The following is a 20,425-nucleotide window of genomic DNA, read 5'->3' on the forward strand; positions in this document are numbered from 1 at the left end:
AGAGAGCCGTAGCCTTTTTTAGTATCGCCTTCTCCCTCTCCAGCCGGTTGATCCTGGCTTCCAGCTCCTGAATCTTTTGCTGTTCGGGTGTAAGTGCCTTTGACGCTGGCGTTACACCATCTCGCTCTGCACGCAACTGGTTAACCCAGCGCCGCAATGCGGTCTCACCCACATCAACTGCACGACTGGCTTCAGTCAGGCTGTAGCCCTGATCAACCACCAAGCTGGCGGCTTCCATTTTGAACTCGGTTGAAAACGAACGACGCTGTCTTGCCATTGAACACCTCTCCTTTGGTGGTGACTTTACCACCTTAAATGGTGTCCGGAATCATTAGACCACTACACTAAGCCAAAGAAACTGTCATATAAAAAACTCAGAGTAGCTAGATAGAGCACAAAAGAAAACACTAGTGTATATCCTTGCCACTATTATTCTATATTTTTCTTCGGCTTCCACTGCACCTTGACTCCCTGGTACTTGAGTAAAGGAGAATTACACGCCCAATTAAAAACGTTAGGACAGTCTAACCCTAATGATTTGCCACTATTTTCTTCGCGTCTAGTATCATTATCACATAAGGAGAAAAACTCACACTCACACTCATACTCCTCTTCATCCAAAGCAAATATGACATCAACCTCCATCTGCCCGGTTAATAGCAGACAATATATGGCATCGCTATCTGTTCTGCTTTTGATTGTCGTAGTATGAGTCTGCACCTTTACAGATCCATTGGGAACTAAGTCTACGCTAAAAACATAGGTAATCTTGCTATTACTATTTTTGGTTTTCTTCGGGGTCACCTGAATATCATCAACCATTATAGATACAGTATCGCCTTCTTCATCCTTAGATGATTCAACATCTCTACGAATAAGGTGCTTTTGTTTTTTGTCAGATGCGTTGTTAAGGTAGTACTCAGATGATGCTGTAACAATGAGATTATCCGCATCATAATTCTTGAAAATATATCTAAGACTATACTTAGATCGATAAACCTTTTTTTCGAAAAGTTGGTTCCTAATCGTATTTTGAATTGCATCTGGCAAATCAATATTAAAAGCATTGTAGAACGCATCCTTTTTTATATCCCTTAAATATCTTTCATGCTGTTTCCTTCTAAAATAGTCAATAAAGATTGCTGCAAAGCATGTGGTAAAACCCAGTTTAAAAATCTCGGCCGCTATGGTAGCCATAGACTTGTCTTCTGGGGAATCCATACTTCGTATGATGAATGTATCCCCTCCATATACACCTAAGAGGAACTCATAAGTTGCAAAGAGAAAAAGCTAGAAAATACATCCTATAAGGCTAGGGTTAATACATCCAACGATACAACTGGCTGGACAATCACTGTCACTGCTTATTGCAAACTACATCCAATTCTACAAAGTAGTTAGCAGTGTACCCAGACCAGCATACGAGGTGAAGAACAATGGATCAAAGCCCTGAACAGATCGCTGGCCTCATTCGTATCCCTCCCCCACGATAGAGCTGTTAGCTGTTAGCTGTTAGCTGTTAGCTGTTAGCTGCTACTGATACGAAGCGTTAAAACGTTGATCCTTCTCTCCAAGTTGTCGCACCTAGCTGGCTTTGCTATCAGCCGGAGCGGTACAGTACCCTTTATTGCCCAGTCGCTTCAGTTCTTCAGAGACGGTTTTGTTTGAACAATCCATCAAGCAAAGGCCCGTGCTGACCTACTCCCTAGAGTGCTTACTTTGTTCTGAATGAGACTCAGGAGCTTGTGAGGCTACGTCGATCTGGATATTGGGCTTGGCTTAAATCACAACATGACGATGTAGGTGTACGTGAAAATGACACATAACGCAAAGCTAAAAAGTAGTCTATAAATATAGGGGTTACTACTTCTCGGGCAACAAGTGTTAACGCAACTCATTTCACTTATATCGAGAGATTACTTTTATATTTTCTTATCACAAGGAAACTATGGAGTACTAATTGAAGCTATTCACCTTAAGTTTCTTATTATATCTCCTGAACCAGGAAGTATTAGCAAATCACGATGGAAGACCTACAGTCTATTCACTGCCTGAATATGCCAATAACGCCACATTAGAAATTAGTAGGAAAGCCTTTTCGAGACAACTCAATCAGCACAGATCTTGGCACATTCGCGATGTTATAAATTTTGCTCCAACTTATGACCGCAGGAAGCTATCAGAAGAGGAGAAGAAAAGGTATAGCGGCTCTGGATCCATAATAATTAGAAGAAAGATAGGAACGTCTGTTTCTTCAGGAACTCTTGTAACTCCGCCAGTATCTGCAAAGAATAGAGATTTTGATGTAATAATTGGGTCAGGTCATGCATTTTACAATGATGATTGCAGTATTAAGAAAGGATCCATTGAATTTTGGCCAATGCATAATAGGCGACATGCAATCAAAATAACTAGAAGTAACGTTCACTTGGAAAAACCATGCATAGATCGATTGCACCTAGACAATGATAGAGTGTTTATAATAATTCCAAGAGCTATAGTGAATGGCGTCAAGTTAGCTACTCAAGGATTAGCTATAATGGATTCAAAACAAGCAATAGATCTATACAATAGACGGTTAGGCAATTTTTCACTTATAGCCCTTAACCCTGATACAGATAGAATTGAAAGAAGCGAAAATTGCCGTCCATTTAGAGAGCCAAAAGGATTTGAACATTACAAACTAATAAGTACTGATTGTGATTGTGGCTCAGGATGCTCTGGTGGGAGCTTCACTTTTGAGTATGAGGAAAAATCAGAATCTGGAAAAAGTCTCAAAAAAAATCTTCTAATAGCTGTACTTCAAGGTGATTCTTCAGATACGGAGACGGACATAGAACACATATTGATGAGTTTTGACGCTGATTATCATTACAATAAGACTATAGAAATCACAGATGGATTTATTGACAGAATGAAATCTGAGATTAGAAAACATCTCAACAATCAGTCCAAATTATGATGATAGACGATAACCCCAATTGGGGTTTATCAGAAAAATCTATTTATTAATAGTAATTAGACTCAGTGATAGCCTAATGAATAGTTACGTTTCGTTTAAATACGTTGGCCAAGATGCAGCTAAGCGCCCCCTGTCAGGTACGTGGGGATTAGTAGTAACAACCAAGTTTGGTGAGCCTAGCGACTTAGATGAGGTAAAAGAGCTTCGTGATGTTGTCATAGAAGCTGCCGTGGGAGACCTGGGCCATGACATTTATGGAGTAACACTACCATGGTGGCGTCTGCTAGGGCCCTGCATTCAAGATATTTAATCAACTGTCGCCATTGGCAGCAGGCCCCTTAGACCGGGCTCGCTGCCGATGGCTATTACCAGGCTATCAATCTAATTGCTCTTCGAAGGCCACTTCGTCCTCGTACAAGGCACGGCCGTTGGCCAACTCACTTTCGAAATCAATGCCCTCTTCCTTCGCGTAGTGCATCAGATTACACAGCAGATCGCCGACGGAATCTTCTCGATCCTCCGGATTATCCCGCGAGAGAGAAGCGAAGTATTCCAATGCATTTCTAGCCCATTCAGCACGTACTTCATTGGTTACGTCGGTCATGATTTACTCCCTTATAAGCATGTGAATATGCTTATTAATATACCCTATATAGGATATATTGCAATATAAAATCCCCTTCGAAAGGAATAGGGCTTTCACAGTATGCCCTTTCATCGGCTACACATATCCGCCTCTGCCCTTCCTGCCTGTCTTTGCATTCCCTAAATTGATTTTCTGCCGACAGATCATAGTGTTAGGATTCCGGCATGAAACCGCACCAACACAAAATTTAGCTATCGATAAGGTGTGCCTATGCCACAAGTACGTATCATTGACGCAAAAGATCTGCCACTCGAACACATTGGAAAGACTGCTGATACCGGGCAACCGGTGTATGAAGTTTCCGCATTAACTGCAGATATCCGCCTCTCCCTGAAGGCAAACGGCTACATTCATAAAGCTGAGATCCAGGTTCGAGGTAAAGACGGGAAGGTTGAAACAACATCCGGCTGGATGAAGGGGCACGGATAAAGCGGCGATTGGCTTTACATGTATTGCGGCCAAAAACCCAAAAAAAAAACCACCATCGGGGATGGTGGCTTTGGAACAGGAAATTGTGGACCTCCTGTCCATTCTGACTGCCTTAGTCCTTAGGGCAGTCATGACGTTTAGCTAAAGGAGCTAAACGGAGAAATAAAAGGCCCGTCGGACGTCGATCGGGCAAAAAACACAACAAGGCCGTGTTCGTTAGTAACGCTGTCTGTGGAGCCGACAAAGAAACAATATCGCTTACTTATATTAAAAGCAAACATAGCTCATATATTCTATTTGCGATGAACATCGCCTAAAGGCCCTGACATGCCGGGCCTTTATAAAAACTTCCTTACGCAGCAGTTCAACAGCTGTTCGTTCAAACAGATTTTTAGGCGTCTGATTCACGATGTGATTGATGGTCTGCAGAACATCTTCAGTGCCCAGCTCCAGAGCCTTACCGACACAAATACCCGACATTACAAAGTGATAGCCGGTGCTACCTGAGCGAAACACCATACACTGATTGTGAACCAGTGTAGCGTCTGCCACCCATTTCCGGCTGATGAGTTCGGTGCCAGCACCACGTTTGTGGAAAGGATCGATGTAGATGCATACAGCTAGCCCTGCCCGCTTGTTAGCAATGCATCGATGCAAACTCTCTCCTGATAGCAGCATCTCTCCCCTCCTCAACGCCCACCAGAATCGGTTACAGATGTTTTTCTACCGGAATAGATTCGCCCCGTATTCCGACCACCAAGGCTCGGCGTCAAGTACGGGGTAACATCCCTGTAGCCATGATCGCCATATTGCTGGCGAAAGTAGGGGTAATCATCGATCAGCAAGCGGGCTAATGACTCTCGATCCCACTTCACCGGTTTGCGCTTCGGATCCGGAGCCCATGGCCGAACCGGTGCTTCACTGTCGCTCGGTTTGGCAAGGCCGATACGAACCAGCCGTTTCCACACTGGAGCCGTTTTCTGTCCATCTCGATCCGAATAGTAGACGACATGCACATCGTCAGCCTGCAGCTCGCAGTAAGCACCCGGTGAAACATCTGACATGTAGTAACTACCCTGGCCAGTGCGGATTCCTCGGCTCAACAGGTACTGGAATACAGCTTTAAACTCTGCGGCCAAAGCCCGCTCCTGAGCAGACGATGAAGTCGCTTTGGGTACCAGGTAGTTAAACTGAAACCCGCTTATCACGCCGGATAGCGATGGCTCCCAAGCACTTTGTTGACCCGTATAGAACTCCGTCTGCCGCTTAGCCCAAAAAGGGGTAATTTTGAACTCTACCGGGGTATATATCTTCCCGGCTTGCCCAGCAGTAAAAGTATCGGGTAGCTGCGGCTGCAACCTGTTATTAGGGTCGATACCCTCTAATGCTGGTGGGGGCATCGTTCCCGGTGTGTAGTAGCCCATAGTGTTGCTGGTGGACGCACAAACTGGGGTTACGGCCACCAGCAGCAATACCTTAAGTGTCCTTGCTAGCGAGCCCACTAGACAGCCTCCGGATAAAACGGGCGCACGGAAACGAGTTCAGGTACCTGCTCGATATGGAAGAAGTAGGATTTGACGTGTTTTTCGGTAAGTGAGTGATTGAAAGTCACATATGAGTTCGCAAGCTCCAGCCCTAAGCCTGCTTCATCATCAACGATCCATTCGTGAACGCGGTTTACTGCGACACTCTTTAGACCCGTCTTCACACCAACCATAAACACATGCTCATCCAATTGCTCGAAATCAATACCTACCTGGCTCTGCTTCATCGTCATGCCGTCTGCTCCATAAAGTATGATTTCCCTTTCTGGATGGTATCCATCGTGATTTCCTCGAAGATCGATAGTGATTTCCCTACCTTGTCGATATTGATGAGGTCTTGCTGACGGGCAGCATCCCGCTCTATCTCTCGCCGCTTTATTTCTGGAAGGATTGAACCCTGCGGATACAAGCGCGCCAAAATGCGCCGGGCATCGGCTTCAGTGAACTCTGCTTCCATGGCCGATCGAAGCCGGTCGTCGTCACCATTCGTTGATAGCCCCCAAATGATTTGCGGTCCCATTTTTAGGTTCACTAGTTGGCTGATATTTCCGTGTTCATTGGTTTTATCGAGACGCAGAAGGAAGTAACTACCATGCTTGCCGGGCCTTGGGATTCGCTCTGTTAACAGGAATGCTTCTGTGTCATTGAGCTTGAAGGCTTTCTTCACCGGCTCGATCGACTTGTCACCAAAGCCAAGTACGAATTGAGCGGTCGACATAGTGACAACATCTTCAGGGAACTCAGTAACACCCTGGCTGGCCAACATGACACCGACCTTGAGCTTTCGACCTTCTCGGGTGATCTGGATGTTCATCTCATCAGCCTGAGGGATACCCGCAAAGCGTTGCTGCTCATCAGCAAAATAGAGGTTTGGGGTTTGGCGGATCGAATCTATATAGTCGCTGTAATAGGCTCGATACTCCTCTGGAATCTCCTGCAGCATCGACTTGTTCCAGAAGAAACGGCTAACCAATAACGCCGACGTGAGGCCATAAAAAATGGCACTCTGTTTACGCAGCGAAACATCCTCTTTACTCGCCCGGGGACACACTTCTTCGAGGTCAAAGCTAACGATACGCGCTTCACCTAAATCCTGGCGGGTTGGCACGCGCAGCACTCTGTAGCGCTCCAGTACCTCACCGATCCGGCGCGACACCAATTCAGTGAGCGGGATTCCACCCACATCGTCACGGTAGATCTCACGCAACTCTGGCTGTGACATAACCTGGGCAATGTCGGATAAAAGGGGTACCGCAAAGCGCTGAGCCAGGCCTGCCTCTCGGGTGTAGCCCGCTTTCATTAGCGTCCGGGTGATCTCCCACCATGTTGTACGCTTGGTTGGATGAATTCCCACAGCATCCATCGCCCGTTCGATTACAGGCCAATACGGATCGGTTTTGACACTCTCCCTAAAGCGGTTTGGTTCACTACCTGACTCCTGGTCATCCTTACGCTTGTAAACCAGCGGAATCGCTTGCTGCAACAGACCTGATACATTGGGTGGAAGCTCGCCGGTTTTGTCATCGGTCAGTACTAATTCACAGAAGTTCTGCAGCTTAGCCATCTGGTCAGAGAGAGGCCGGGTCAGCGCTAGCGGTGTATCGAATGGGTTTATCGCATCTTCTTCACGGTTCTTCTGTCGCCGGTATTGCACCAGGTGCTTAAGATGCGGCGGGAATGTCGATGCCAGAAGTTTGATTAGCCCTTTACTCGATGTACCAACATCCGAGATCGCGATATAGGGGATCTGTTCACATGAGGTCGCCAGCACAAAGCAAAGTAAGTTACATAGCAGCGATTTACCGAAGCCTGGTTCTCCAGCCACCAGATAGACGTGATGCTCCATCAGCTGCGGATCCATCGGCTGGAACTGAATCAATCGGCCATTGCCGTTTGATAGCAACACTCCGCCATCTTCCACGGGGGATACTGGCCGCGTGACCGGGAGATACCAAAACGCATCCCTCATTGGCGCTATCGCTGCTGGGGCCGGGTTTCCTCGCAGATAAGCCGGCACACTGGCACAGAATGAACTCAAGGAGTCATGCCGGTCTTCCTGCAATGCAGCGCCTTCCCAAGAAGATACAATTCGGGCCAGTTTTTGAGAACGCTCGCGAAGTAGGTTGATATCCCGATTATCAGCCCATGTCAGGATGCTCATTTGCCAACCCGTCGCCTCGTCGGTTTGAGCTGCATGTTTGCGCACTCGCTCCATCTCTCGCCGCACGGCCGGTATGGAACCAAGCGGAACCAGGCTCAGCATACTCGCCACGATGTACTTTACGGTGCTCATCCCCAGTGCATCCCCCTTTAGAAACCAGCTCATCCGATAGGGAATGCTGGCTTCCTTGAGGTCGCGGACCACCTTGGAAAAAGGGTCGTAGCCAAATGGGCTTGAGGAGAAAAGGAAGTTGCGGTAGGAACGATCGCCAACGTGGAGTATCGATGCATCACGTTCATCGTATTCAGGATCGCTCGTCCAAAGCTGGAAGCCAACTTTCTCCGGTAGAATGAGTGAGTGATCTTCAGCTAAGTACTTCATGTTTGAGGGAGGACGCCCATAGCTGGCCCTTGGCCCCTGCTCGCCGCCAAATAATCCTGGTGTAAAGCCTTGCCCAGCATTGTTACCACTCACGCAGCTGAACATGTCGCGTACTGCCTGAAGCGATGTCAAAGCACTGAGGCCGACATAGGCTGACTTCATCGTAGCGACCAGCTGGTCTACAGCTGCCTCGTGAAGGTTCTTGTTTTGATGGTGATACTTTAGCGCACCGGGAGATTGAGCATCATGAACCGCTGGCAAAGCGGTAAGTTCTTCCGGGATATCACGCAGTGAGCTACCTTTTTTGCCCGTCCAGATCGTTACCCAGCAGCGCTCAAACTGACTGTCCTTTGCCATCAGATCAATCTGTTCCTGATACAGCGCTTCACTGTCGATTCCCAAATGACGGGCAGATGTGAATTTGTTAGCCAGCCGACGGGACAAGTCATCTTTCATCGCCGTCTCGTCAGGATCCGCTTCGAAGACGAATTGCAGGTCATGGATCTTATTTTTGAAGATCTCCTTGATCCCTTTGGTAAGCGCTTTGGTTGTTTGCTTCAACTCCTTATGGCCAACCCAGCGCGAGGTACCCAATAACTTAAAGACAGTAAGTAGTGACCCGTCATTGCAGACGAATACGCCACTGTCACCGACTGGCAGTTCCAGACAGCAATCGTTACCTGGATGCATTGTTCGATGCAGGCGGTGTAGAGCCGATTCCATTAACATGACGGGATATCCTCCTTGTACTTCAGGGAAAGGTCATCAAGCCTGAGGCATTCTTTAAGATCCCCTTGTTGCACCACATCGCGCGCAATCTCAAAGGGGCTGGTGGGCTCGGGCAAAGAGAGCCCAAGGTGAGCGGGTAGTAACAGCTTATGTCGCCCTGAAAGCTCATTGGTAACCTGGGCAACGTGTAGGCGACCTGCACCGATGCCATAGACCGGGATTCCAGATTCGGCAAAATCCGCGGCAACGGGCATGAGCATCAGACGGACCAAAGCCCCAAGGTAGCTTTCTGTCAGCGAGGGATAGTCGTGACCACGCCCCAAAAGCGCTAGCAGCAGAGCATGAAGCCCTATGATTGATACTGGGCTGATCTGATCCCGGCGCTCAAGCTCCATCTGCAGGTAATCTTTGAGTGATATTGAAGATCGACTATAGATCGCAGCCAAAGGCATCTGTGCCCCCAACTCAGCTTCAATTAGATCGAGCTCAGGTCGCGAGACCCATACAGTTTTCCCGAAGCGTTGTGGTAGCCATTGGATAGCCTGTCGGGCGCGTTCGTAGGAGCGCTGACTGATCTCGATGAAGCATTGATGCATAGAGTGCTGAGAAAAGCCTGTCGGTACAGTACGGCCAGCGGTCTGAGTAAAAGGCCCTACAGGAATAAACTGTCGAAATAGTGAGCCCAGCAAGGCATCAGGTGACACCGTTAACCACACGCTTTTAGCATCTGACCCCAGCGAACTGTAGTTGGAAAATGTGGGAGGCATGGACATCAGGATGCTAATGATATCTCTGCTTTTATGTCGGCTTCCTTGATGGGCCAACAACTGATAAGGGGTTTCTATAATATGAGGTGAGTTGATGGATCTGCAGTAGGTCTGCACCCGTTCCATCATGCTCAGCCAAAGAACAAGGTTTGATGTATCAGAGACATCAACACCGAAATCACTTCGAATCGTCCTGTCCTGCAGAACAAACCAGGTAGAGGGCTTGAGTCTGCGTTTACCTGGATGAAACTTACGTAAGAATGGCGCGCTAAGATCAGACAGCCATAGACGATCCTGATTCAGCTGTTTATCAGTTACCGATACCCAGCCCGAAGCTGGATCCCGGCTGTCAAAGCGCTGGAATTTTCTATTGTCGTCGGTGCTTTTAACCATCCCAAAGAGCATGGTGGTCAAACCTCCGGCGAGGAAAGCTGAGATTCGAGAACATTGGACCAGTAGGCAATAGCGTCCTTGAACCTGTCTGGGTAGAAGAAGAACCGTAGGTTCTTAATATATTGGCTGTTCGTGAAGGGCTTTCGCTGATCGATATGAGGATTGCTTCGCAATAATAGCTCCAGCTCCCCCATCCACTTCATTTGATCCTGCCACTCAGTCGGCGTACTGGACAGATCATGCAGCAGGCGAGCAGCGGATTCGGACAATCCATCCAGCCCCAAACGATCATTATGGTGCGCTGCAACCCATGAAGCCCGAACGAGGCTATTAAGCGCAGACTGTTTGATATAGGGGGCCTCAATGACAACGCCCCACACCGGCTCTGAGACCGGCTCAGCCTCCTCTGTTTCGCCAGAGCTGCGATAAACAGACTCCTTAAGGGTCGCGAGATTGTGTTGGGTAAGATGCGCACACATCTCGCACAGGCAGTGCGTATTATGAGCATCAATCGGGCGCGGATTCAGAGGATCCTTGCGGACAATTTTCATGTATCCATGCGGGTGCTTAACGGAGCCCTCCGACACAAGCCCGCAATACGCACAGGTAAAATTCTTATCAACCAGAAGCTCCAGAACAGCCTGTGAAGGCTGTTCTGGCTGTCCCCAGCTATTTAGGAACGGCAACTGCATTAGGCAGTCCTGGCTACCAGTACTGCTGGCGTAGCGCCTTTCAGCACATCTTCAGGCAGCACATGCTCAATAGAAGCGCTTCCGCGTAGCTGCTGCAGGCCAGTTTTAGTACCCGAAGAATCACCAAACATAGTGCCGGTGGCAAACTCTAACGCAATACCGGCGACTGCTATGGTGCCGCCAATGGCAATTCCCGCCATGTATGCTCCGGCGCTCTGTTGCATCTGAGTTTGCTTGCCCATCTTCAGGTTATAGAGCTCCCAGAGACAGAACGCTGACGCGACCAGTCCAACCAGAAGACAAGCAGCCTCAACAAAGATCAGAAATCCCTTGATCTGAGTGACCCCCTGCCCCGAAGCCAGTCCACCGAAGCCTCCAGAGGAATCCGCCGCAGCAACCGAACTTGCCATCATCATGGCGGAAGAAGCCAGCGCGATTTTCAGTGCATTTTTTACATTTTTCATGTTCATTTTTCGTCTCACAGATTGCGTGTAGTTAGATGTTGAAGTCGATTCCGACTAGCGAAGCCAAATACATGGCTTTTACAAAAAGGGGGGCCAAAAGCACGCGAACGACACCGGCTCCCCAGGAAACTTGCGAATTTTTCAGTCGGCTCATAGCCAAGGTAACCAACCCCCAGCCAAGGAATCCCCAGCCGACGAGGCGTAAAAACTGTTCTGTGAAATTCCTCAGTACAGCTCCACTGTCATTGACGGCCGATGGAAACAGACCGCCCCCGTGTCCATCCGCGAACCAGGTATCGATTGCTGTATCCATCGTGATGCTCAGGGATGCCATAGCGCCAGATACAAGAATCACAACACAGCCCCCTAACCACCCGATCGGTTGTTCATTGACGTACAGAACAGCTTTCAACCAGCTCCACAACACGTATGTGACGAGACAAACTGCAACAAACAGTAGGAACATCCGCATGAAGAGGAACAAGCCAGGGAAATTCGCGGATACGTTCACCAGCAACTCAATCGCCTGGTTGTTGTACATCTCAACAGAGGTAGCCATGGATACTTAGGCCCCACACACGATGCCGTTAGTGAACTGCACATAACGCGGAAATGAGCTGGCTTCGATGTACTGAACAATGCCAAGGCCTGGCACATTCACGTGACGCTCAACCGGAATATCCTTGCCATCTCTTGAACGAATCCACGCCCGGTTTGACGTAATGCCGACGATCCGCCACTCGTTGTTTGCGAAGCTACAAACGTTCTGGGTAGCAACCATTTGTTGAGGGTTGTAGGGTTGCTGCGCCTGATACTGTGGACTAACACTATGGCCGGTGTAGTAAGTACGCTGGTTCGGCTGTTGCTGGTAACCTGAATTGCCCTGTGTAGTAGCTGCAGTAACCGGTCTGGGCGGCTGTATAACATTGAGGAACTTCTGGGCTCGCTCCTGTGCGGTTTGTACAGAAAGATCCGGTTGCACCATTGCGGTGGCATTGCCAGAAGACTTAGCAGACGCCGCAATCTGCGGCATATCAGGCACAATGTCATATAAGGCCTGGTGTAACTGCCGCCCTTTCTTGATCAGCTTGTCTTCGACCAGACCTTTACAAGCTCTTTTCACAGTGCCTAAGGCGACTGCCTCTGTTTTACATGCCCGGTGATTCAGCCATCCAAAGTTCTTTTTATTGTCCGCTGCGAGTTTCTCAACTTTCACCAGACGCGAAACAAGGTCGGATGAGCCTGGCATGACGCCATTGTGCTTTTGTATGGCCTGACGAACCGATGAAACATCCCGGATCATCGTGTCCATTGAGTTTTCAAGATTAGTGATCCGCTGGTTAGCCCGTTGGATCTCCGTCGAATGGGATCGCTGTAGCTGGCTAACACGCCTTTGGACTTCAAGCGCAATCATAGACTCAGCCCGGTTAGCAGCATCTTCCAATGCGGCTATTCGATTCTGAATCTCTTGCAGATCCCCGGTGCCTGCGATTCCAACCATTGGCTTCGAACTGGCAGCATCCGTTGGTGTCGGTATTCCGCTGGCCAGCGCTTGCGCGGAAGCTGCATTCTTGGCCTCTAACTCTCTTCGCAGACCATCCACCAGCTTATTCGGGCTTGACGGTGGTATGCCGTCCGCAACGGGTTGAGGGTCAGCGGTTGGCGCTACCGCAGATCCCTGTGGCGGTACATCAACGAATTCCCCACCTCCGGCATAACCGGATGCCGCACCGCCCTGAAATGTAAAAAAGACAGCGCCACCAGCTGCAACTAACAAGGTCCCACCAAGCCCAAAGAAAATAATTTTGAACGCCTTACCGCCCTTTTTCTTCGCAACCGACTTAACAGGTTTAGCATTACCGCCTGAAGGCTGTTCAGACGAGTTGCTTCCTTCGTCTAAAGGCTGCTGATGCGCAGTATCATCCGGTATATACGTATCAGATTGATCTAATTCGGAACTCATTTCCCTTTTTCTCCACGGTCAAGTGTGATGGTAGTCATGGCTAGAAGCTTCAGATCCTGATGCTTGCGCAGAGAGCGGGTGATTGGGCGGTTGTAGTGGTTCTTCAAATTAGAAAAGAACTCTGCACCGACCGATTCGATCAGGATGGAATCTAGTTCATCGTTCGTGAGCGATTCGATTGATTCGCTGATTAGGTTTCCGTCGCCATCGAATTGGCGATCAGTTTCATTCTGCTGCCTGGCTGCTACGCGCTCTTTGAGCGCTTCGCCAACGGATCCGAGAAAGAGTCCGCCGTACCGAGTCAGCAAGTGGCGATCAACGTCACTGGCAAATGCCGGTAGATCAGTTTCCGCATTGAAAGCAACAAGGTTCACGGCCTGCGTCTGGCCGTTCCACGTCATCGTCGTGAACACCAGCGATAATTCTTCGGTCCACTCACTGAGGACATCCCACGTACCCATCAGGCGAGCCCTACCAAATGGCCCGCCAACCACTTCGGCCAGGACGGTACGATTGGCCACATCACTGTTGATTGCAGAGAGTGAAAGCCCATACATATAGTGGCCAGCCGTAAATGTGACAGGATCCTTGAAGCCTGCTTCAGCTTGGTTCGGGTTGCTGTCTAAACTCTCAGCATCAGCCTCGGGCGTGTTAGGTTGAGCAAACAGGGCCTGCTGAGCATTTCCCGCTACCAAGTTAGGTTGTGTAGCTGACGGTGCTGGATCTGTAGCCCTTGCGGTAATTGCCCCAGAAAACGTTAGCCGAACCGAATCAGGCTGCTGTTGGAGGCGTTTCAATGCCACCTGGGCATAGGCCTCTAGCGGGGATTGTGGTTGAAGCGCATCGACGGAATCAGGCGCTTCTAACCCAGTCGCCGTGTTTAGCCTGTTCATCATCGAATCCAAAGACATTGGCTCTTCAGCAGCTGCCAGTGTTGCAACGGCTGTATTGGTTTTTTCCGGATATTCCGGAGCGCCTGTATCCCCTGAATCAGGTTCGCTTGACTCGTTGTCTGCCGGTGGTTGAGAAACCTGTGATTCGTTGTTTTCCGCTTGAGAAGCAGCTTTATCGACCTGCGAAATATCAGGGTCCGGAGTGGTATCCATAGGGCGGTAAGGAGTAAACGTACTTCCTGATCCAACAGCCTTTTCATACAGCTGAGAAGCATGCTCAGATGCCTGCTTCTGTGTATCCGCATCGGTCGTTTTACCCAGCGCCCCTGTCTCAGACTCTTGGCCAACGCGCAGTGTTTCACCGGCTTCGATTGCCACGCTATCAGGTGTAAAAGCCCATATGGATCCAGCGATGGTCACCGCACCAAGACCGAGAATGCGCCTGTAAGATTTTTTCTGCGGATCTGTAAGCAACCCCTTTAAGCCTGATTTACTGGCCATTTACACCTCCCTGGTAGACATAACCAAGTCGATCTTTAGGGGGACGTAAGCTGACGATGACACGCTGTCCAGAAGCGTTGTCCACGAGGCTCAGAACATCATGGAATGCAGTGAATTCGAAAACTGAAAGTCCGTGAGTACCTGCCACACTTCGCATTGCTGGTGGCTGAGGGGCACGAGCATTAGTGGCTACGTAAAGCGTTCCTTCTGACGACAGCCACGCCTGGAAGCTAAACGTGCCGGCCACAGGCCTTCCGCTCAGTGTTTCCAGATCGACAGAAAGCGCCTCAAGCCCATCCAGCATTGCGGCCTGGCCATCAAGGATCTTCCGCACAACGGGAGTGAGCGGTGAGGCTGATAGCGCACCCGCTTGTGACTGGACAGCGGTGCTCGACGTGGTGCCCGAAGCAGACATAGTAAGAGCCCCTTGCCCCGGAGCGGCCAGCGGCAAGACCATGCGAGCAACTGAGTGGTACTGTGTCGACGTTGACTCGACTGCAAACTCAAACGGGATATCAATACCGTCAAAGAACAAGGTGATATTTGTTCTCAACGTATCCTGCAGAGCCTCCAGCTGGATAACATGTTGCTTGGCATCACTGCGCTTGCTCTTAAAACGGCCATCCCCACTGCCATTGGCATCAGGACAATCGCCGCAATAAGCTTCCTGAACGTTCCACGGGCGTCCATTGATATCTAAAAACACCAAACTGGTTTGTCTATGCGGCGTTACATAAATTGTCGGGCGTGACGCCCCTGCCTTAAGGCTCAGAGGGTAGGTCTCGGAAATAGCAGTTGCTTCGGGGCGAAACCGCTTAGCCCTGCTGTAATCCTCAATCTGTTCGTCTACCTGGCGGGTAGCTTCTGGGCTAATCCCTCCCATCGCCTGAGTAACAGCTTTTTTGACCTCTGCGTCGGGAGCGACCTTGATGTCAAAAACACCATTGTCTTTTGCTGCATTAGTGTCAGCAGCCCAGACAGCCGGACAAGCAGCCAATGCCAGAAGAACAGCCTGATATGATTTAATTCTCATGGCTTGAGCGTCTCCTGCATTAAGACGACCTCAATACCCTGAGGGTTCTTCATCAGGCTGACAGACTGTATGGTTAACTGGATATGCCAGTTATTCAGCCTTCTCCCACCCAAGTCATTCAGTTCTTCCAGCAACGGAACGGTCGCGATCCACTGATAGCCATGACCAAAAGGCCTCTTTCTTAAGCGAATGCTTTGCTTCTTATTCAGCGTGGACGTGTACCGAGCTTTATATTTTTCTGCGTTACTGAAGGTATCTTTAGAGAGCAGCAGATCAATATATGCATCCAACGCTTCAGACGAATAATAGGAAGTCGCTTTCTCAAAGCGATCCATGTAGTTGAGGTAGTTCCACTCATGAACAGCAATTGCTGCGTCCAAAGCAAATTGACGTACATCAGCATCAGTTGTTCTGGGTATCGGTGATTCCGCAATTTCGTAGACAGTGCCATCAGACTCCTGAAGAAAGTAGTGATGGCGCACACTGCTCCCGATATCAGCGCCCCAAAGCGCGGCGAAAAGCACGGCTGCTGAAAAGCCGATGAGATTAAGTCTCCGGCTGGATTTCAGATTGTCTGATAATTCTTCACCCAAGACCTTCGCCAACGCAATCCCGTACAAAGGATCCGCCTTCACTGCAGCCTGTAGATCCGCCTTTAAGGATTCCTGCGAAGATGCTGAAGCCGGGCTATCACCCAGTTCGTCCGGTTTGCTCATAGTTTTCGTAAAACTCTGGTATTGGATGGATATCAGATCGCTTAAGCTCGTCGATGCTCAAATCCTCAAGCACACTCCAAACAGCCTCGACTGGTGGCGGGGGCGTGAAGTGATCGCTGTCGGTAAACCAACGTCGAATCGTGGTCACTGATACTTCGTATCCAGCACCATCCAACTTCGCTTTAAGGTGCTCATACGCCTTCATTCGCCCGCCCTGAGTGTCTGCCAGCGCGATCAAAAATTTAGCGAGCCGGATCTGTTCAGCAGATTGATCCTTAGCCCCTACATCAGGGTGTCTTCCTTCAATATCGATTTCGTCTTCCATATACATTTATTTGTCTAGTTGTTGGACAAGCAATATCATATTATTAAATTAAATTTAATCAATAGCGAGCCACAATATGATTAAGCTTAATTGCATTACTTCAGCTGCCGCACTTACGCTTTCCTGCAGTGCATTAGCCGTCCCTCAACATGTAGAAGAGCGCGCAACCGAACTGGCCAAGATGCGGTTTGGCAGCGAGGTTGAAGTACTTCGGGTAATGGAGGGGCCAAAGATTGCCGGTCTTGAACAAAGCACTCAGGTTCAATACAGCCTGCGGAGCGAGCCCCCTAAAGTGTTCTTAATGCTTCCTGATGGCGTACACATCCTGGAGCGCCCACCTATCAACGTGCCCTCCTACGCGGCAGCTTTGACGGCAGCATCGACGCACATGAATCAGCGGATGGAAGTCGGTTCGGCAAGTGGCAAGCCCGCCTCAACAGCAGGAACCAGTGTGGCTCCGAATAGAAAAGCAGCCCCCTACCTTCGATTTCAGATGGGGCAGCGGCATCTCAGGGATAAATCGCAGAGTACAGAGCAGTTCATGCAATCCGTTGAGAACGCCTACGCACTTGAAGAGGGTCCTGAATCAGCTCCTGCCGTTCACATCTTTTATGACCCCAAGTGCGCATACTGCGTGAAAGAGTTCGCGGCACTTTCCGGGAAAGGGCACCCGTTTAAGATTCGCTGGATTCCGGTCATTTCGAAATCCCCCCGCCCCTTCAACTGGTTGGTACACCTGGCCTCAGACAAGGGCAGCATCAACATGATGACCGAGATGCACACCAAGACATTTGATCCCGCTCTCTATGCACTTTCTCAGGAGGATGTGGGAACAGCAGCATCCAGAATGGCAACAAACCAACAGGTGTACTCGCAGCTGGCAAAAACGGGCACTCCACAGCTCGTTTATAAGGACAAAAACGGGCAAACCATCCTGATACCCGGCTACATGAAGGGTGTAGCAAATACTCTTACTGAAAGCATGTTTTGAATATTATTAATTGATATTGTTTGCCATGATACACATGCAGAAATATCATTCATTAATACTAATTACGTAGGAGCCAGTGATGGGGGATTTATCCAAGATTACCTCGGCTATAAAGGCATTGCCTCAGGCCTCGGTACTCGTTGAGTCTGACGTCAAGACCTACCTAAAAAGCTGCTTAGAAGCGGGTCTATCCGAGCGAGAGATACTCTGGCATATCAAACGGAAAGGGGCCGTTGGAGGTAGCGAGATGGGAACGCTGCTTCTTGAAGCCGATGGCCGTGTGGCCCCCTTTGATACCACCGAGGGGATCATTGCCGATAAGCTGTTTAAGCGACCATTTAAGCCGCTACTGCAGCACATGCGGCGAGGTGTAGTCCTTGAGGAAGCTGTTCGCATGGCCATTCTTAAGGTCTACGGTGGTGAAAGAGATGTTAAGGCTGAGCTAGCAATGCGAATGCCTCACCCCGACTCTCCTGCCGATCTGGCAGGTAACGCCGATCTCATTTGGTTGCTGAAAGATAACCGGTTTGTTGTAGACATTAAGATCCCTCTGTGTGCCTCAGAAGAAACTATCCGCGACTGCTCCACCAACGAAAAGCACTTCCTCTATGCCAGCCAGGTGCATGAATACGGGCTACTGCTAGAAAAACGCGGCTACAACGTCGATGGCCACGTGATAGCAGAACTGGATATCGACAAGAACCTTGCCGAGAGCTGGACCCGAATGCTGGAGTCCGGCGATCAAAGCCAAGCGACTCTGGTCAATACCATGTTGGAACGTATGGTTCGAGACAACCTGCCAGGCTGTCGCATTAACATGGTCAAAGTTGATCCCGATATGACGACCACAGTCGCTGGCCGCTCAATGCATGTACACGAAGCTATGCAGTTGGTAGCTACCCAGACAATGGATGCAGTTATATCAGGCATCCAGTTCACTGCCCCCAAACCGTCACACCCTCCTCTATCAGAATCAAACACAGCCCACTTAGCTGCCCTTGAAAACAGGCTGGCATCAGTAAGGGCTGTGACGGAGGTTGCCGATAAAATGCACAAATCAGTCGTAGACGAAATCAATCAATTGGCACGGGGTCATGATTTGGGAAGCGGCATAAAAGGATCCGTGCATGACATAAAAGCGAAGGAAGTCTTCGATACTGACGCAGCAGTCGCTCAACTCCAGAAGTACTCATTGGATCTTACAGGCTTAAAGCCCGCTCCAAAGAACCCGCAAGCGAAGGATTACGACGCTGCAGCCCTCATTAAGCTGTGCCAAAACAACGGACTCGACGTAAGTGCCTGCCTGAAGCCTGGCAAATACCAAGAAGAACTCGTCAAAGATGCTTTGCGATCCGTTGGAGAGAGCCCACAGCAATTCACTGAGGAAGGTATCCACATTGCCAAGTCACGCCGTGGCCCTGCTAACAAACAGTACCAGCAGATTCGAGAAGAATTGGAACAACCACTTCGCACGCGAATTGAATCCGCCATCGCCCCTCAACAGAAGACAGTATCACCAGAAGTAGAAACACCATCGGTGCTATCACCGATGCAAGCAGTTTAAGGCTAGCTACACATACGGAAAGCAACTTTTAAGGCAGTCTGAGAATAAAGGAAAGCAACATGACAAACTTACTTGACCAATTTGCTGTAAAGAATAATACGTCCCAAAGAAGCGCGCAAAACATCCCGGTAAAGGTCGAAGGTTACCTTCTCACTGGAGATTTCGGACGAGGCGCTGATGACCGAATTAGAGGAACGCGATTGGATACCGGTGAACCGGTTGAAGTGGTGCTTCGAAGCCTCAAGAATAAGCCACATCTGGAAGCGAAACGCCCGACTATTCGTTCGTTCTCAGAGCCTCGACGCCACCAGTTGGATAATGGTATTGCCCCTTCTGGCATTATCATGCTGGAAAAAGCCTATCCAGACGCTAAAAAACTGCCATATGAAGCTGGTCTAACCGTTCTTAACGCCGAGTGGCTTCGCGGATATGTGCCCCACCAGACAGAAGGCTACGTTCTCACAGGTAAAGCCAGGATTGCCCCGGCCAGAGTACCCGCCAAATTGAGCGAAGATCCGAACGTAGTGCCTGAATCCTTCTTGTCTATCGAGATAATGCAGGAGCATAGAGCAATATCGGTTACAGATGAGGTGCAACTGCAGAAAGAACTGCTGCAATTGCTCGACCCCTCGATCAAAGATGGCCGCTACATGACTCCGCTTGCGTGCGCCAATCCGATCGCTTACCTGCGAATAAGCAAAGACAGCGAATCCCAACTTTTGTCTTTCAAAACAAGCTTTGTTGAAGATGCTGGAGGTTTCCGCTCTCCTGCACCAATTGAAACCACTTCGGCTGATCTATTAGGCGCTGGTGGCCGACTACAAGCAATGCTGCCAGTTGCGGCTAGAGCGCTTGCCGCAGGCTACACGATTGAAGTCATTCCCGGAGAGAAACCCTGGATAGGCCCAGCTGCTCGCGAAAAATCGCTATCGAACAATTCTCCTATCAGCACAACAGAGCTTCACTTTGTCGATGAGAATGGGGCAGAGGGCTTCTCCGCTGGGTTCACCGAAATGCATATCGCTTTTCGCTATTCCTCAGATCAATCATCAATGCTGGCAACGGCTGCTATGCCTTGCGAGAGCTACCCGAGTATCAGCCTGTCCTCGTTCCAGCAAGATTCGATCAAGATCAACAGCGCTTCACGACCTTACTACTTAGTCGACGGACAGCTGCAGCAGGATCCAAACCAGAGCCGCCAGCAGGCACCGGCACAACGTGCTCCGCAGCAAGCGCCGGCATCCCGCCAACCGGTACGGGGTCAGCAGCCA

21 protein-coding genes are annotated in these 20,425 nt (G+C 49.5%); 5 read left to right on the forward strand and 16 right to left on the reverse strand.

Features of this window, described 5'->3' with window-relative positions; translation table 11 throughout:
- Together Q354_RS0123170 and Q354_RS0123175 are read right to left on the reverse strand one after the other, a co-directional pair.
- Nucleotides 1–277 (reverse strand): IS3 family transposase (locus tag Q354_RS0123170; RefSeq protein ID WP_027856637.1); only part of this gene is annotated, 277 nt, incomplete at its 3' end.
- A gap of 152 nt (nucleotides 278–429) precedes the next feature.
- Complete coding sequence (locus tag Q354_RS0123175; RefSeq protein ID WP_156948469.1) at nucleotides 430–1,197, reverse strand: hypothetical protein; 768 nt, start codon at nucleotides 1,195–1,197, stop codon at nucleotides 430–432.
- 763 nt (nucleotides 1,198–1,960) lie between these two features.
- Between Q354_RS0123175 and Q354_RS28385 the strand changes: the two genes are divergently transcribed.
- Nucleotides 1,961–2,962, forward strand: a complete 1,002-nt coding sequence (locus Q354_RS28385) for a hypothetical protein (protein ID WP_156948470.1) — start codon at nucleotides 1,961–1,963, stop codon at nucleotides 2,960–2,962.
- Nucleotides 2,963–3,338: 376 nt separating this feature from the next.
- Here Q354_RS28385 and Q354_RS0123185 read toward each other — a convergent pair whose 3' ends face one another.
- A complete protein-coding gene (locus tag Q354_RS0123185; RefSeq protein ID WP_027859702.1) occupies nucleotides 3,339–3,566 on the reverse strand; it encodes a hypothetical protein in 228 nt (75 codons plus the stop codon).
- A gap of 252 nt (nucleotides 3,567–3,818) precedes the next feature.
- Between Q354_RS0123185 and Q354_RS0123190 the strand changes: the two genes are divergently transcribed.
- On the forward strand, nucleotides 3,819–4,037 hold the full coding sequence (locus tag Q354_RS0123190) for a hypothetical protein (RefSeq protein WP_027859703.1): 219 nt from the start codon (nucleotides 3,819–3,821) through the stop codon (nucleotides 4,035–4,037).
- Between the two features lie 267 nt (nucleotides 4,038–4,304).
- On the opposite strand, the gene Q354_RS28390 is transcribed toward Q354_RS0123190, so the two are convergent.
- Genes Q354_RS28390 through Q354_RS0123255 form a run of 13 tightly spaced genes read right to left on the reverse strand, consistent with a single transcriptional unit; the run spans nucleotide 4,305 to nucleotide 16,605 of the window.
- Nucleotides 4,305–4,715: a hypothetical protein gene (locus Q354_RS28390; RefSeq protein WP_156948471.1), complete on the reverse strand. Its 411-nt coding sequence runs from the start codon at nucleotides 4,713–4,715 to the stop codon at nucleotides 4,305–4,307.
- Nucleotides 4,716–4,726: 11 nt separating this feature from the next.
- Nucleotides 4,727–5,539, reverse strand: coding sequence for a hypothetical protein (locus tag Q354_RS0123200; protein WP_027859705.1), 813 nt, complete (start codon nucleotides 5,537–5,539; stop codon nucleotides 4,727–4,729).
- Nucleotides 5,539–5,814: a hypothetical protein gene (locus tag Q354_RS0123205; RefSeq protein WP_027859706.1), complete on the reverse strand. Its 276-nt coding sequence runs from the start codon at nucleotides 5,812–5,814 to the stop codon at nucleotides 5,539–5,541. Before Q354_RS0123205 ends, Q354_RS0123200 begins: the two co-directional genes overlap by 1 nt.
- Nucleotides 5,811–8,852: a hypothetical protein gene (locus tag Q354_RS0123210; protein WP_027859707.1), complete on the reverse strand. Its 3,042-nt coding sequence runs from the start codon at nucleotides 8,850–8,852 to the stop codon at nucleotides 5,811–5,813. Before Q354_RS0123210 ends, Q354_RS0123205 begins: the two co-directional genes overlap by 4 nt.
- Nucleotides 8,846–10,033 (reverse strand): hypothetical protein, encoded by a 1,188-nt coding sequence (locus Q354_RS0123215; protein ID WP_156948472.1) that lies wholly within the window; start codon nucleotides 10,031–10,033, stop codon nucleotides 8,846–8,848. Before Q354_RS0123215 ends, Q354_RS0123210 begins: the two co-directional genes overlap by 7 nt.
- Nucleotides 10,030–10,704 carry a hypothetical protein gene (locus Q354_RS0123220; protein ID WP_027859709.1) on the reverse strand — a complete coding sequence of 225 codons (675 nt, stop codon included), beginning with the start codon at nucleotides 10,702–10,704 and terminating at the stop codon, nucleotides 10,030–10,032. The genes Q354_RS0123215 and Q354_RS0123220 overlap by 4 nt, the downstream gene beginning before the upstream one ends.
- On the reverse strand, nucleotides 10,704–11,168 hold the full coding sequence (locus Q354_RS0123225) for a hypothetical protein (RefSeq protein WP_156948473.1): 465 nt from the start codon (nucleotides 11,166–11,168) through the stop codon (nucleotides 10,704–10,706). Before Q354_RS0123225 ends, Q354_RS0123220 begins: the two co-directional genes overlap by 1 nt.
- Nucleotides 11,169–11,199: 31 nt before the next feature.
- Nucleotides 11,200–11,727, reverse strand: a complete 528-nt coding sequence (locus Q354_RS0123230; RefSeq protein ID WP_027859711.1) for a hypothetical protein — start codon at nucleotides 11,725–11,727, stop codon at nucleotides 11,200–11,202.
- 6 nt (nucleotides 11,728–11,733) lie between these two features.
- The gene (locus Q354_RS0123235) at nucleotides 11,734–13,131 is read right to left on the reverse strand and encodes a coiled-coil domain-containing protein (RefSeq protein WP_027859712.1); all 1,398 of its coding nucleotides are present in this window, start codon (nucleotides 13,129–13,131) and stop codon (nucleotides 11,734–11,736) included.
- Nucleotides 13,128–14,525, reverse strand: a complete 1,398-nt coding sequence (locus Q354_RS0123240; RefSeq protein ID WP_027859713.1) for a hypothetical protein — start codon at nucleotides 14,523–14,525, stop codon at nucleotides 13,128–13,130. The genes Q354_RS0123235 and Q354_RS0123240 overlap by 4 nt, the downstream gene beginning before the upstream one ends.
- Nucleotides 14,515–15,558 carry a DotH/IcmK family type IV secretion protein gene (locus Q354_RS0123245; RefSeq protein WP_027859714.1) on the reverse strand — a complete coding sequence of 348 codons (1,044 nt, stop codon included), beginning with the start codon at nucleotides 15,556–15,558 and terminating at the stop codon, nucleotides 14,515–14,517. Before Q354_RS0123245 ends, Q354_RS0123240 begins: the two co-directional genes overlap by 11 nt.
- Nucleotides 15,555–16,274 carry a DotI/IcmL family type IV secretion protein gene (locus tag Q354_RS0123250; protein WP_027859715.1) on the reverse strand — a complete coding sequence of 240 codons (720 nt, stop codon included), beginning with the start codon at nucleotides 16,272–16,274 and terminating at the stop codon, nucleotides 15,555–15,557. The genes Q354_RS0123245 and Q354_RS0123250 overlap by 4 nt, the downstream gene beginning before the upstream one ends.
- The gene (locus tag Q354_RS0123255; protein ID WP_027859716.1) at nucleotides 16,249–16,605 is read right to left on the reverse strand and encodes a hypothetical protein; all 357 of its coding nucleotides are present in this window, start codon (nucleotides 16,603–16,605) and stop codon (nucleotides 16,249–16,251) included. Before Q354_RS0123255 ends, Q354_RS0123250 begins: the two co-directional genes overlap by 26 nt.
- A gap of 70 nt (nucleotides 16,606–16,675) precedes the next feature.
- Between Q354_RS0123255 and Q354_RS0123260 the strand changes: the two genes are divergently transcribed.
- From Q354_RS0123260 to Q354_RS28495, 3 genes are all read left to right on the forward strand, one after another.
- A complete protein-coding gene (locus tag Q354_RS0123260) occupies nucleotides 16,676–17,590 on the forward strand; it encodes a thioredoxin domain-containing protein (protein ID WP_156948474.1) in 915 nt (304 codons plus the stop codon).
- A gap of 79 nt (nucleotides 17,591–17,669) precedes the next feature.
- Nucleotides 17,670–19,154 carry a hypothetical protein gene (locus tag Q354_RS0123265; RefSeq protein WP_156948475.1) on the forward strand — a complete coding sequence of 495 codons (1,485 nt, stop codon included), beginning with the start codon at nucleotides 17,670–17,672 and terminating at the stop codon, nucleotides 19,152–19,154.
- A 59-nt stretch (nucleotides 19,155–19,213) separates the two neighbouring features.
- Nucleotides 19,214–20,425: hypothetical protein (locus Q354_RS28495; RefSeq protein WP_027859719.1), on the forward strand; the 1,212-nt coding region annotated here is incomplete at its 3' end.

Source organism: Marinobacterium jannaschii DSM 6295 (assembly GCF_000620085.1).
GTDB lineage: Bacteria > Pseudomonadota > Gammaproteobacteria > Pseudomonadales > Balneatricaceae > Pontibacterium > Pontibacterium jannaschii.

Excerpts from the sequence above, each read along its gene's own strand:
- Q354_RS0123175 (WP_156948469.1), bottom strand. The coding sequence starts at position 1,197 with ATGGCTACCATAGCGGCCGAGATTTTTAAACTGGGTTTTACCACATGC.
- Q354_RS0123185 (WP_027859702.1), bottom strand. The coding sequence starts at position 3,566 with ATGACCGACGTAACCAATGAAGTACGTGCTGAATGGGCTAGAAATGCA.
- Q354_RS0123190 (WP_027859703.1), top strand. The coding sequence starts at position 3,819 with ATGCCACAAGTACGTATCATTGACGCAAAAGATCTGCCACTCGAACAC.
- Q354_RS28390 (WP_156948471.1), bottom strand. The coding sequence starts at position 4,715 with ATGCTGCTATCAGGAGAGAGTTTGCATCGATGCATTGCTAACAAGCGG.
- Q354_RS0123205 (WP_027859706.1), bottom strand. The coding sequence starts at position 5,814 with ATGACGATGAAGCAGAGCCAGGTAGGTATTGATTTCGAGCAATTGGAT.
- Q354_RS0123210 (WP_027859707.1), bottom strand. The coding sequence starts at position 8,852 with ATGTTAATGGAATCGGCTCTACACCGCCTGCATCGAACAATGCATCCA.
- Q354_RS0123220 (WP_027859709.1), bottom strand. The coding sequence starts at position 10,704 with ATGCAGTTGCCGTTCCTAAATAGCTGGGGACAGCCAGAACAGCCTTCA.
- Q354_RS0123225 (WP_156948473.1), bottom strand. The coding sequence starts at position 11,168 with ATGAAAAATGTAAAAAATGCACTGAAAATCGCGCTGGCTTCTTCCGCC.
- Q354_RS0123230 (WP_027859711.1), bottom strand. The coding sequence starts at position 11,727 with ATGGCTACCTCTGTTGAGATGTACAACAACCAGGCGATTGAGTTGCTG.
- Q354_RS0123235 (WP_027859712.1), bottom strand. The coding sequence starts at position 13,131 with ATGAGTTCCGAATTAGATCAATCTGATACGTATATACCGGATGATACT.
- Q354_RS0123240 (WP_027859713.1), bottom strand. The coding sequence starts at position 14,525 with ATGGCCAGTAAATCAGGCTTAAAGGGGTTGCTTACAGATCCGCAGAAA.
- Q354_RS0123245 (WP_027859714.1), bottom strand. The coding sequence starts at position 15,558 with ATGAGAATTAAATCATATCAGGCTGTTCTTCTGGCATTGGCTGCTTGT.
- Q354_RS0123250 (WP_027859715.1), bottom strand. The coding sequence starts at position 16,274 with ATGAGCAAACCGGACGAACTGGGTGATAGCCCGGCTTCAGCATCTTCG.
- Q354_RS0123255 (WP_027859716.1), bottom strand. The coding sequence starts at position 16,605 with ATGTATATGGAAGACGAAATCGATATTGAAGGAAGACACCCTGATGTA.
- Q354_RS0123260 (WP_156948474.1), top strand. The coding sequence starts at position 16,676 with ATGATTAAGCTTAATTGCATTACTTCAGCTGCCGCACTTACGCTTTCC.
- Q354_RS0123265 (WP_156948475.1), top strand. The coding sequence starts at position 17,670 with ATGGGGGATTTATCCAAGATTACCTCGGCTATAAAGGCATTGCCTCAG.